Genomic DNA, 11,761 nt, shown 5'->3' with positions numbered 1-11,761 from the left:
CCGCACGGGTACGGGCTGTTCTGCCAAACAGCTCAACAGGCCTTCAAGACACTGCCAGAGCCTCTCGTTGTCGCTGCGCCGGTACCAGCGGCGCCGCTCCCCCGGCGTTCGGGGCAGCCTCTCGGCCAGCCCGGCCGCGACCAGGGCCCGGATCGGGGCCTGGTACACACTCGCCGGTGCGTTGCGGGCGGCGGCAAGGTCTCCCAGGCACACTCCCTGCTCACCGGCTGATGCCAGCGCCCACATCAGCTCCGCCCGGTAACGGTTGCCGAAGACTCGCACGGACGCCTCACGCAGCCGTTCCAATGCCTCTTGGGACATAATTCATGATTCGCTAATCAGCTATTGTGTGTCAAGGGGGGCGGCGCGGCGGAGCATGTCTGCCGACGACACGCTTGCCATCCGTCAGGAGAACGCGCTGGCCAGAGCGCTGGCAACTGTCGCGGCGAGGGTGAGGGTCGCGGCGAAGGCGAAGGCGGCGCGGGTGACGGCGGCGGAGTAGGTAGCGTGGTCACGGCGGGCGAGATAGCCGGCCGCGCCACTGATGAGAACGGCGACCAGGACAGTCATCGCGCACGCGAGCATGATCACGGCGGTGCGGTCGGACATGGGGCACTCCTCTTCGGCCAGGACGGGCTGTCGTGGCCGAGCTTCGTGAAACGCGTGTTCGCCGCGGTGCGAGCAGACGAAGATGAACACCGGCGAACAGCCGACGGAAGAAGCCAGGCAAGCGAGTGACCATCCAGAATTTCGAGGACCCGGCGGCGGCGCTGGGCGAGTTGCGTGCTCGCCTGGAGGTCGGGCTGGCTGCGGCAGGCCTGACCAAGACCATGCTCGCCCGCCGTGCCCAGCTGGGTCGTACGACCGTCAGCGAAGCCTTCAGCAGTGCAGCCGACGTACCGTCGGCACAGACGGTAGGGGCACTGGCACGTGCGCTCGGTCTTGATCTTGGGCCGCTGCTGGCTCTGCGTACCGCCGCCGTCGGCGGCGCTGATGCAGTCGGCGAGGACGAGACTTCGGTCGGACGGCCGATCACCCAGTGCAATCCCCACGACCTCGAAGTCCACCCGGCCGCCGCGCCCCCGCCAACGGGGGACGGCAGTTCACCAGTTGCGGCTGGGCAGCAGCGGTCAGCCTCCGCGCTACCTGCATACGTTCGCCGCCCGCACGATCAGCGCCTGGCCGAGCTGGTTGCCGCCACGGTGTCGGATGGGCGCAGCAGGATGGCCGTACTGGTCGGTTCGTCCTCGACCGGGAAGACACGCGCCTGCTGGGAGGCGGTCCAGCCGCTGGCCGAGGCGGGGTGGAGGCTGTGGCATCCCTTTGATCCCACCCGTGCCGAGGCGACGCTCGCCAACCTCGCCCGGGTGGATCCGCACACGGTGGTGTGGCTCAACGAGGCGCAGCACTATCTCGGCGCGGGCCGCGGGCTGGGCGAGCGCATCGGTGCCGCGCTGCACGGCCTGCTCACCGACCCGGCACGTGGTCCGGTCTTGGTGCTGGGCACGCTGTGGCCCGAGTACGCCGAGGCGTACGCCAAGGCCCCCCGGGCCGGCGAGGAAGATCCGCATTCGCAAGTGCGGGAGTTGCTGGCCGGCCGGTTGATCCATCTGCCGGACAGCTTCGACGCGACCGCGGAAGCCGCTGCCCAGGCTCTGGCCACCGCGGGCGACCGGCAACTTGCGCATGCTCTGGAAAATGCAAGCGACGGGCGGCTGACGCAGTTCCTTGCAGGAGCGCCTGAGCTGTTGCACCGCTACCAGACAGCCACGCCGGCGGCCCGGGCAGTCTTGGACGCAGCCGTGGACGCCCGCCGCCTGGGCTCCGGTCTCCACCAGCCTCTGCCCTTCCTGGAAGCAGCGGCGGAGGGCTACCTCACCGACGACGAATACGACACACTCGCCGACAACTGGCTCGAGCAGGCCCTCGCCGATCTCAGCCGTCCCGTGCACGGAAACCTCGCTCCCCTGCGCCGCGTACGCCCGCGCTCAGCACAACGCGTCCCCACCGGCCCGATGCCCGTCTACCGCCTCGCCGACTATCTCGAGCAGCACGGACGCAGTCAGCGCCGGCTGCTGTGTCCTCCGGCCTCGTTCTGGCACGGAGCATGCGACCACCTCACCGCTGCTGACGAACGAGTCGCCCTCGGTGAATCGGCAAGGCTGCGCTGGCGGTTGCGGATGGCGGCCGAGCTCTTCCTGGCCCCGGCCGCGACCGGTCACCCACAAGCGCTGCTGGGACTCGCGCGCATCCACTTCACCCTGGGCAGCGATCAACATGCCGAGTACCTGTACGGACTGGCCGCGGACGCCGGATCCGTCGCTGCTCTCACCGACTTGTACTGGAGGCGGAAACGGGCGGGCGACGAGGACGCCGCCCGGTTGATCGACCAGCGGGCCGCCGACGCCGGCGATCTCATCGCGACCCTCCGCGTCTCGGCGGAGAACATGTCAGAAGAAGAACAAGCAGCCCAGGACGATGAGTTCGCCGCCGAACAGGCGGCCGCGGTGGCCGCCGGAGGATACGCCAGCGTGGTCGACTACCTGACCGCACTGACGATGGAGTCCTGGACCGACACGGGCTACACGCGGCTTCAACGTCAGGCCCACGATCACGCTTATGAAGACCCCTACGACTACCTGTTCTCCCTGTGGTCTAGGACCGGCAACGACGAGGTCGGGAAACGTCTCTGCGAGGCGGCAGCCGCTACTGGCCATCCAGAGGCGCTGTACCAGCTGGCTGTCCGGAAGTCCGAGTCCGAAGAGCATGCTGCCGCCATAGACCTGGCTTCCAGAGCAGCAGAGACCGGTCACATCAAGGCGGCTCGAATGCTTGCCTGGGATCTGGAGGCAGCTGGAGACATCGCCGGAGCGGAGCACTGGCACCGAAGATTGGCGGAGTACGGCGACGATGAACACCTCATGGCCGTGGCACGTCTGCGGCAGCAGGTCCACGACACGGCGGGCGCTCTGGCCGTGTACCGGGAAGCCGCGGAGACAGCGGGCGTTGACCTTGTCCACTGCCTGAACTGGGCCGAGGACACCGCGTGGCAGGATCTGTGCCCGTACGGCTTTGACCCCGACGGCACCCCCAGCGCCCCGTGGCAGGCGCCCCTGCCCGGCTGACCGGCCTGGACTGTGTGCTGGCACGCCTCCATCGCCGGGTGCTTGGGAGACCCGACGGTGATAGCGGGTGTGTCCGTGCCGCTCCAGCGCACTCCCCAGGGACGGGCGGCTGACCGGGTGCTGTTGCAGGATCCACGGTGTGATGCCGGGCAGGGTCTTCCAGGTGTAGAGCGGGAAGGCACAGCGGTCGGCGAGGTCGTCGATCGTCCCGGTGAGGTCTGGCGAGTTGAGGGTGAGCACGGGGAAGGATCCTCCGGGTATGGGGACGAAGCCGGTGCAGGCGGCCACATAGAAGGGCGGCCGCGCCGGGGTCATGTCGGTGATCAGGGAGTTGAGCGGCCGGCCGCTCGCAGGTGGATCAGTTGCGGGATGGCGTACGCCCAGATGTCGACCAGGTCGGTGATGAAGTCGTGGAGTTCGTCCTCCTCGAGATAAATCACGAACCGATACGCCTCGTGGTGACCGTGCCGGGGGACGGTTTGGCAGAAGGCGAGGGTGGTGGGGCTGAAGCCGTCGCCGAGTTCGACCGGCAGCGACGCGGCCATGGCCGCCGGGACGAGCGGCAATCCCCAAGTCATCCGGTCCACCGCAGACACCAGGCAGGGCTCGCAGTCGGCGAGCCGCGCACCGATGGCTGATGCGGCTACGGTCATGTCCGCCGTGACGGAGATACCGAAGGGCCTGCCGCTGACCGGGGGCAGGGTGGGGGCCGAGTGCGTGTGCAGGGTGCGGGCGCGGGCGGAAGTATAGGAGGCGCCGGTGCGGTGGGCGGTGCGCCGTGCCCGGTCTTTGCAGGCGTGATCTTTGGTCATGGCGATGGCCTCGAGTCTGCGCTCCGGCCCCATGATCCGGCGCGGTGTCGGGCGCATGCGGACCTGTTGATCAGGCGAGTGAACAGCTCTGGTTGTACGCGCAGTTGATGCGGCTATCGCTTCCGGATGCCCAGGCGCCTTCGCCGTGTGGGGCCGTTCATGGGCCGACCCCGGCTTGGGTCGATGCGCTCGACCTAGCAGCAGGCTAGCGCCCGCGGGCTGCCCTTCGGGCTGCTTTCCATCTCCTCGCACGTTCGGGCGGATAAACGCCTGGTGGGGGGGTGAGTGCGGGGTCCCTACCGGGGCTAAGGCAGTCGCGTGTTGAGCATGTCATGTGCGGTGCTAGGCGGCTTGGACAAGCCGTGCCGGGCGCCGTGCGGACCACGGGCGGCGGGCGCCATCGGCTCGGCGTAGTAAAACGCGGACGGCCAGCGCACTCGCGAATGGCCCGGCCGGGGCCTGGAACACGGCGACCACGCCGCCCGCCCAGCACACAGTTTGCCCTGCATCAAGGAGCTCACGCGGGAACGTATGCCGCGCAGCGGAACGAGCACGGCGTCGTCCGGTTCACGACCCGTTACCCTCGCCCTGACATCGACGAAAGATCAGTGTGCCGGCTGAGGTTGGCGGTGTGCACGGTGGCAGCCGAGCACGGTAGAAACTTCGCATGTGGTGGAGAAGAACACGGTGGACCGCATTGGCATTGGTCGGTGCGGCACTGCTGGCCGGAGTATTGGCTGTTGCCTTTACCCCGCTCACGCGGCGTCTGACCCGTTGGGTGACAAGCAGCGAGTGGTCCCATCTGGACGCTTCTGCTCGGGCAGCGGCCGTGGGTCAGCTCCGTCTCGCCGTCGTGCAGGTGGTTGCTGCCGTCGGGGCCGCGATCGCCCTGACCTATACGGCCCGTACCTTCCGGCTCAGTCGCCGAGGTCAGGTCACCGACCGCTTCACCAAAGCACTGGAGCGGCTGACCTCGAGCGAAGCGTATGTGCGCATCGGGGGCGTCCTGGCGATGGAGCAGATTGTGCAGGATGCACCGGATCAGGGCGATCATGCGGCGCGGGTGCTCAATGCGTTCGTGCGTCGCCATGCGCCAGCCGCCGCGGCGACAGCGCTGGAGGCGGCGCAGTTGCCGAAGAAGCCAGAGGAGCATGTCCAGGAGGCGCTGCGTGCGCTGACCGCGAAGCGCCCTTGGCGTGTGGGCCGTCGCAGGCCGGTGGACCTGAGCGGCCTTCATCTGAAGGGTGCCGGGCTCCAGGGCGCGCAGTTGCGCGGGGCTCTGCTGAAGGGGGCCGTTCTCATCGGTGTGGACCTGCGGGGTGCGACGCTCAAGGGTGCCGATCTGTCGGGTGCCGATCTCACCCGGGCCGATCTGTCCACTGCCCGGGGGCTGAGCGAAGCGCAGGTCCTTCGGGCGCACAGCTTGCGCGGATGCAGCCTCCCTGAGGCGCTTGCCGCCCGCAGTGAGGTCGCCAGCCGCGTCGGGGCGAGTGAGTGAGGCCCGCAGAGCTCTCGGGTGCCGGCGCCGCGGATGGTGGGTATGGGGCGGTCGGGGTCAGGCTTCCAGCGCCCAGTCCGCGATGGATTCCGGCAGGCGGTCGAGCACCTGTGTGCGGGTGGTCAGTTCACGCAGGTTCTGCCAGAAGCGGCGTCTGATCAGTCGGGGTGTCGTGTTGTGGAACTGCGCCAGCCTCTGTTCCAGCGGGTGGACGACTCCCGGGCGGATCGCGCCGGTGGTTCGTCTGCTGGCGGGGAAGTCGGTCTCGGGCAGCAGGCGTTGCAGGGGGATTGCGGCGAGGGTGTCGTCTGGCATGGCTGCGTTGACCGAGAAGTAGGCGCCGAGGCTGATGGCCTGCTTCAGCTCGGCGGGGCTTCCCAGGAACCAGTGCAGGATGACGCCCGGATGCGGATGGCTGGTGAGCAGGTCCATCAGAGGACCGGTGCGACCGCTGCTGTGCAGGGAGAGGATGACCGGCTCGTTGCGTGCGGCGTCGAGGATCTGGGTGAGCACGGAGCGCTGCCTCTCGAGGCTGCCGCGGCGGTCGAGCCCGATCTCTCCAATGAGGCATGTCTGTTTCAGAGTCGCGGCGAACTGTCGCGGGTTGAACGCCTTGAGCGCGGCGGGAATCGCAGGGTGCACGCCGGTGCCCCAGACCAGAGTGGTGTCTCGGCGTCGCAATGCGTGGGTGGTCTCCGCCGGCGTGCGGGTCACAGCGAGTACGACAGCGCCCTTGAGCGCGCCGATCTGGGTGTCGGTCACGTCGGGGGCGATGTGAGCGTGGCAGTCCAGTGCGGGCAGTTCGTCAGGGAAGAGGGACACGGCTCAGTTCCTGGAGGCCGCGCTGGCACAGGTCCACGACGGCGTCGAAGTCGGTCTCGGGGGGCAGATCGCCAACAGCGAGGATATCGGTGTCGTCGATGCCGTTGAGGATGGCCTGCTGGACGTCGCGGACGTCTCTGCGACGGTTGGTGAGCAGTCGCTGGTGCGCGGCGCCCTGCAGGTGGTCAACGAGGTAGACCGTGGGGTCATGGTAGGGGCCGGTGGTGAAGGAGCCGCGGCGCACCAGACAGGCGACGCACAGGCCGCAGTTGAGGTTGGCGTCGCCGCCGGGGTAGCGAGCTCCGTCGAGCTTGCCGCAGGACAGCGTGTCGGCCGCCGCGGCGAGCAGCGCGTCTCCGGTCCGTTCGTGGGCCCGCGCCAGCAACTCGCCTTTGGTGCAGTGGAGGTAGGGGTTGGTGATCTGTACGGAGATGTCTGCAGCGGCCAGTAGGGCGTTGAGGCGTCTGAAGGTCCCGGGATGCGTGGACCGGGTGGACAGGGCGCCACCGCGTGCGGCAGTGAGTGGCGGGTTGATGCTGGTGAAGCCGTTCTCGGGCACCGTGACCTGCAGGCTTGAGGCGCTGGCCGCGAGCGCGGCAGCGAGCGCTGCGAACAGCAGGCTGCGGCTGCGTGAGGAGGGCTCCGGGGATGGGCCGGTCTGGCAGATCTTGATGCTGAGGTGTCGTAGGGGGTGCGCGGCTTGGTCCTGCAGCCAGGAGCTGGCCTTGATCTGCGCGCCGCGCACAGCGGTACTGCCGTCGTGGTGGCTCAGGTGGATCCGCTCAGTCCCGTCCGTCAGGTAGTCGACGGCGCCGCACAGGGAGTCGAGGCCGCCGCTGAGGAGCATGACGTCGTCGGCCGGTGCCAGGGGGGTCAGTGTCCGGTTCGTGGGTGTGGCAGGCACGGCGCGCAGCAGCCACACATCACCGGTGAGCCAGTGCAGCAGCTCTTCGACGAGTTGTCCGCACGTGCTGTTCCAGGGGTCTGGGTTCGCCGTGTGGGCGGTGAGTTCGATCGTTCTCACGAACGTGAGGGGGCGGCGGACGGTACGGTCGGCGAGATAGGCCGAGGCGGCGATACGGGCCAGGTCGGCGGCCGCGAGGGGGGCTGGTCCGATCAGGTCCAGGTCCCATCCCAGAGTGCCGGTGACGTCCGCGGTAGGGCCGTCGGCACGTGTGCGGGCCCAGCGCAGAGGTGTGGCGGCGGGGTTGTGCTGCTGAGCGTCGTGCGGCAGCACTTCGATGGCGGTGGTCATGATCGTCGTGCGCGCAGCATACGCAGTGCCTCCCCGGTCACCTTGGCTGCTGTAGCGGAGAACTGCTGTACGGTCATGCGTCGCGTGTCAGGGATGGCGAGGCGCTTGAGTCGGCGCTCCAGCCAGGAGCGGAGCCATCGCTGTTTGCGGATCGCCTCCTGCGCGGTCAAGTTCCCCTGGGCTTTTTGCGAGCCGAGTTCGACCAGGGACAGCTCGTAGATCCATTCGACGACGAGTCCCCGCAGTCCCTCCTGCGGGGCTGGTGGCTCGGGATCGAGGAGCACGGCCTTGACCCATCTCGTGGCGGCCTTTCTCAGAGCGGCTTCGTCGGGGTGGCCGGCGTCGCCGAGCACCGCCTGCAGGATGCGAGAGATCTGTGCCCGTGGTCCCAGACCGCGCAGTTCCGCAAGATCGAGGCCGAGTTCTTGCAGGCGGGCTGCGTCACCGCTGCGCAGAGCATAGGCACCGGCAACGGCGGCGGCACCGCGAGCGGAGCCTTTGAGGACCTGCCGTCGAGAACCTGCGCCGGCTCTGCCAGCGGGTGCTTGTGTCCTTCCGCCGGAGCCTCCTCCGCCGCCGCGGGGAGAGACGAGCAGTGCGGAGAGCGGGTAGCCGGTGCCCGAGGGTGTCCCGTGGTCCGCGTCGTCCTTCTGCAGCGCCGTGGACAGAGCGCTGAGGACGTTGTCGAGCAGTTGTTGCTGCCCCTCAGCGGGGTCGGGTATGTCCCCCGGCCCGGTGCCGGATGGCGCTGCACCAGACAACGCGTCGAAGGCGTCGTGGGCCTCGTGCCAGTCCGCCGTACCGCTGCCTCCGTAGGAGCCGGAGGTGCCCATCAGGATTGCTCCATCGTTATCCGCGCGTTCTCTCGCACTGCCGGTTCGATGTCGGCCGCCTCGGCCAGCCGGGGGATCAGCGCTCGTAGTTCGTCGATGTCGCTGGCGTCCAGGTCGACGACGGCTCCGGGCAGGAGGTACTTGCGCACCTCCCACAGACCCTGCGCGATGACGGCCCGCAGCTCCGGGGTGTGCTTCGCTATGTGGACGAGGGATTCGACCAGCGGATCGGTCTCCGTCACCCGTCGTGCCCGCTGAATCAGCGCATGGACAACAGCCTGCTGGTCGGCGACGGGCGCGGCCACGATCTCTGCCTGGGCGTCATTCCGGTGTGTGTCCGAGGCGCTGGCCAGGTCGCTCACCCAAGAGAGCTGCTGCTGTGTCAGGGAGGCTGCGGCGGTGAGGCTCACAAGTGACGCGGCCAGGCTCAGATAGGGGCCGATGGGGGCGTCGATGAGATCGGGGTCGGACGCCGCCCACTCCTTGCTCATCTCGCTGACCTCGTCGGGTTTGTCGTTCTGCTCGCCGCGTCCCCAAGCCTGCCAGCGTTCCAACAGCTTGCTGCGCTGGGCCTCCTGAAGACCGACGAGGGTCTCGAAGTCCTTGCTGTGGCTGTCCTCCAGCAGCATGAGCTTGGCGATCACCGAGGCATCGATGTCGATGCCGTGCCGCTCTGCGATCCGGGTGCGCAGCGCAAACGCGTTCAGGAACCGCTTGATGCTGCGGGGACTCCCCGAACGGTGAGTAGAGAGGCCTTCGGCAAACCGGCTGGCCAGCCCCAGGATGTCGGCATCAGGTTCCCACGCCAGACCCTGCATGTCGGCCAGCACCGGTGACAGGCCCTGGGCGCGGCGCTGTTGTGCGTGCCCGATCAGCTGCGTGTAGTGGTCCGCTTGGGAGCAGCGCCGTTCGGACAGCAGGAGGGCGATGTACGCGGCAGCCTCGTCCGTGCTGATGCGAGGCAGCGACAGCGGCAGTTGGACGATCTTTTCCAGGTAACGCTCCGCGAATTGCTCGCCGCGGCCGGTGGCGTCGAGGCTGACGGCGATGGACTCCCGCACCATCTGCTGATCTGCGGCCAGGATGAAGGCCACCTTCTCCACCGACAGGAAGAGCTTGATGGCCTCCAGGGTGGCCATCACGGCGTCCGGCAGGCACCGGTCGAGGTCATCCACCAGCACAACCAGTCGCTGCAGCGGTGCCAGACCCTTGAGCAGCTCGGCGAACGCACTACGGAAACCGGCCAGGCTCCTGGCGTTTCCCTTCGACCGGGGGGTAAGCGCTTCGACGAGTTCGGCTGTCTGCGCCACCAGTCTGCCGCGGGCCATGCTGGAGGCGACGCGGGACCAACTGATGCGTTGCTGCAGGTCATTGACGGACTCATCGAGCTTTCCCTCTTCGTCCGAGTAGGCCGTGAGCAGGTCCTGCAGGACTTCACCGATGACGGCGCCGCGCACATCGAACTGGTCGTCGAACTCCCAGGGATCGAGGCGGACGACACGGTATCCGGGCTGCTGGCCCAGTTCCTTCTGCAGGAGCCCCAGGACGGTGGATTTCCCCCCGCCCCAGGGAGCGTTGATCCCGATGGTTACGGGATCCAGAGACGGAGACTGCAGGGCCGCCACGACGGTATCGACGATCGAGGTGAACCCCAGAAGGTCAACCGTCGTCGGGTTGTCGTCCCACAGCTGCAACTCGCTCACCATGCGCCCCCGGCAAACTCGTACACTCTCTCGCTGCCTGGCTCTTTGACCGGCATGATTCTTTCGGGAAGCAGAGCAGTGTCACGTCGCGACGGACTCTCGGCGATCGAACACGCAACCGGCGGTTCGGCGCCAGAGTCCTTCCCCCTTCACCTATCTCATCCGTATCACAGCGCTGCCGCGCCCTCAGGCTGCGACACACTGCCCCGGATTGCAGAAGTGGGCCGTCGGGCGGCTCGGATTGCCGCCGCGCCCACCACGAGGCTTTCCGGGCTGTCCGCTCGGCCGTCACGGTGTGAGCATCGTGACACCGTGGGCCTGAGCCCACCGGACCAGCCCAGGTCTGAGCTGCGGCGACCACTGCTGCTGACGCAGCTCGCCGTCCCGGGTTACCGGCGCCGCCTCGGCGATACCGAAAGCCTGCAGGAGCTCGTCGGCCAGCACTGCGGCCGCTTGCACCAGCCCGGGTCCCGCATCAGCCAGATCGTCCAGCAGCGCCACGGCCTCACTGTCGGCATACCCGCAGGTCTGGGTGCTCAGGGGGGTGCGCTGCCCGGTGGGCTTGAGCGTGTCGATCCGGAAGGGCAGTAGGGGGTGCAGGTTCGGCCGGGCGGGGCCGTGCGGGTGGTCATGCGGTGCAGCAACAAGAGCGGTCCGGACCAGGGCGGTGCTGGTGGCACCGGTGCGGTCACGGGCGTGCGATGCCAGCAGGTGCAGGGCCGACATGAGCAGCCACACCACCGTGTCCGGCTCGGCCCAGTTGAACTCCTGCAGGTCGGCGGTGCTGGTGTGGCAGGTGACGCGCAGGGCGCAGCTTCCGGATCCGTCACGGTGCAGGTCGGCCTGGTGGTAGACGGAGCCGTGCGGCTCTCCGCCGTGGGCGATGTAGCGGCGGGAACCGATGCGTACCCCGTCGAAGGCGTACTGGTCTTCACCGATCAGGCAGGTGTTGAGGAGTTCGGCCCGAGCCCGCTGGTAGGCATCCCGGTTGATGATCATGTCGCCGGGGGTTTCCGGGACCAGGGAGAGGAGGAGGTGGGGTCTGTTGCTTGGGGGCAGAGCGGTAAGGCATTCCTGCTCAACGGCGGTGAGGCGCTGCGCGCGGTCGGCGGCGGCGCTGAAGCGCCGCTGGTAGGCCGTGGCGACGTCTGTCTCGGTCAGCCAGTCGGTCTTTGTCGCACCGCGCCGGGGGTACAGCAGGGCTTCGCGGACCGTCTTCGCGGCGGCTGTCACGGCGTGGGGGGCCTGGGGGCTGCGTGGGACCGCGATCAGCAGGATTCCTCTGTCCGGGGCCGCCGGGTTGGGTACGGGGCGCATCGCGAACCGGACGACGGGGGCGGTGTGGCGGGCGATGACCTGGTGGAGATGGCGCAGGTGTGCGTCGGAGATGTCGGTGTCCATCACCTTGGACGGCAGACCTCTGGCCTCCGCCATGCCGATCACGAGTACTCCGCCCACGTGGTTGGCGAAGGCCGCGACGTCCTTGGCCAGTTCGGCCTTCTGTTCGTCGGTTGTGGCCGGCGCTTCGCGCTTGTAGTCGAGGTCTTCCGCTTCCGCGGCCTCGGCGTTGCTGGCCAGCGCCGCCAGATCGGTGTAGGTGACGGTGTCCAGGGGGCTGCCCAGCAGGGTCTCCAGGCGCCGTGATCGGTAGAGCATGGCTTGGACGGTAGCGCGCAGGCCACGCTCGCGGGACTCGTGCGGTGTGGCGGCCGC

Annotated in this window: 10 protein-coding genes; 2 read left to right on the top strand and 8 right to left on the bottom strand. The window is 68.4% G+C overall.

The genetic code is table 11. The annotated features are described in order from the left end of the window. Together ACIRD7_RS41805 and ACIRD7_RS41800 are read right to left on the bottom strand one after the other, a co-directional pair. On the bottom strand, nt 1–321 hold a 321-nt coding region (locus tag ACIRD7_RS41805; protein ID WP_403461326.1), incomplete at its 3' end, for a hypothetical protein. An 84-nt stretch (nt 322–405) separates the two neighbouring features. Beyond that, nucleotides 406–609 (bottom strand): hypothetical protein, encoded by a 204-nt coding sequence (locus tag ACIRD7_RS41800; protein ID WP_403461325.1) that lies wholly within the window; start codon nt 607–609, stop codon nt 406–408. A gap of 125 nt (nt 610–734) precedes the next feature. Between ACIRD7_RS41800 and ACIRD7_RS41795 the strand changes: the two genes are divergently transcribed. After that, nucleotides 735–3,125, top strand: coding sequence for a helix-turn-helix domain-containing protein (locus tag ACIRD7_RS41795; protein ID WP_403461324.1), 2,391 nt, complete (start codon nt 735–737; stop codon nt 3,123–3,125). Nucleotides 3,126–3,448: 323 nt separating this feature from the next. On the opposite strand, the gene ACIRD7_RS41790 is transcribed toward ACIRD7_RS41795, so the two are convergent. Next, on the bottom strand, nt 3,449–3,994 hold the full coding sequence (locus ACIRD7_RS41790) for a hypothetical protein (RefSeq protein ID WP_403461323.1): 546 nt from the start codon (nt 3,992–3,994) through the stop codon (nt 3,449–3,451). Between the two features lie 772 nt (nt 3,995–4,766). On the opposite strand from ACIRD7_RS41790, the gene ACIRD7_RS41785 reads away from it, so the two are divergent. Continuing rightward, nucleotides 4,767–5,435, top strand: a complete 669-nt coding sequence (locus ACIRD7_RS41785) for a pentapeptide repeat-containing protein (RefSeq protein ID WP_403461322.1) — start codon at nt 4,767–4,769, stop codon at nt 5,433–5,435. 57 nt (nt 5,436–5,492) lie between these two features. On the opposite strand, the gene ACIRD7_RS41780 is transcribed toward ACIRD7_RS41785, so the two are convergent. The 5 genes from ACIRD7_RS41780 to ACIRD7_RS41760 all read right to left on the bottom strand — a co-directional run bounded on the left by ACIRD7_RS41780 (nt 5,493) and on the right by ACIRD7_RS41760 (nt 11,704). Next, nucleotides 5,493–6,257: a TatD family hydrolase gene (locus tag ACIRD7_RS41780; protein WP_403461320.1), complete on the bottom strand. Its 765-nt coding sequence runs from the start codon at nt 6,255–6,257 to the stop codon at nt 5,493–5,495. Beyond that, nucleotides 6,241–7,512 carry a hypothetical protein gene (locus tag ACIRD7_RS41775; protein WP_403461319.1) on the bottom strand — a complete coding sequence of 424 codons (1,272 nt, stop codon included), beginning with the start codon at nt 7,510–7,512 and terminating at the stop codon, nt 6,241–6,243. Before ACIRD7_RS41775 ends, ACIRD7_RS41780 begins: the two co-directional genes overlap by 17 nt. Beyond that, nucleotides 7,509–8,345: a hypothetical protein gene (locus tag ACIRD7_RS41770; RefSeq protein WP_403461318.1), complete on the bottom strand. Its 837-nt coding sequence runs from the start codon at nt 8,343–8,345 to the stop codon at nt 7,509–7,511. The genes ACIRD7_RS41775 and ACIRD7_RS41770 overlap by 4 nt, the downstream gene beginning before the upstream one ends. Continuing rightward, nucleotides 8,345–10,048, bottom strand: a complete 1,704-nt coding sequence (locus tag ACIRD7_RS41765; protein ID WP_403461316.1) for a P-loop NTPase fold protein — start codon at nt 10,046–10,048, stop codon at nt 8,345–8,347. Before ACIRD7_RS41765 ends, ACIRD7_RS41770 begins: the two co-directional genes overlap by 1 nt. 288 nt (nt 10,049–10,336) lie before the next feature. After that, nucleotides 10,337–11,704 (bottom strand): helix-turn-helix domain-containing protein, encoded by a 1,368-nt coding sequence (locus ACIRD7_RS41760; RefSeq protein ID WP_403461315.1) that lies wholly within the window; start codon nt 11,702–11,704, stop codon nt 10,337–10,339. Nucleotides 11,705–11,761: the final 57 nt, after the last annotated feature.

It is taken from the genome of Streptomyces sp. NPDC093568, assembly GCF_044764945.1.
In the GTDB taxonomy this organism is placed as follows: Bacteria; Actinomycetota; Actinomycetes; order Streptomycetales; family Streptomycetaceae; genus Streptomyces.
Note: the sequence above shows the minus strand (reverse complement) of the source record. Positions and strands in the feature narration are given on the sequence as shown.

Bases quoted from the DNA above. Each gene is read 5' to 3' on its own strand.
- ACIRD7_RS41770 (WP_403461318.1), bottom strand. From the start codon at position 8,345: ATGGGCACCTCCGGCTCCTACGGAGGCAGCGGTACGGCGGACTGGCAC.
- ACIRD7_RS41800 (WP_403461325.1), bottom strand. From the start codon at position 609: ATGTCCGACCGCACCGCCGTGATCATGCTCGCGTGCGCGATGACTGTC.
- ACIRD7_RS41760 (WP_403461315.1), bottom strand. From the start codon at position 11,704: ATGCTCTACCGATCACGGCGCCTGGAGACCCTGCTGGGCAGCCCCCTG.
- ACIRD7_RS41790 (WP_403461323.1), bottom strand. From the start codon at position 3,994: ATGCGCCCGACACCGCGCCGGATCATGGGGCCGGAGCGCAGACTCGAG.
- ACIRD7_RS41775 (WP_403461319.1), bottom strand. From the start codon at position 7,512: ATGACCACCGCCATCGAAGTGCTGCCGCACGACGCTCAGCAGCACAAC.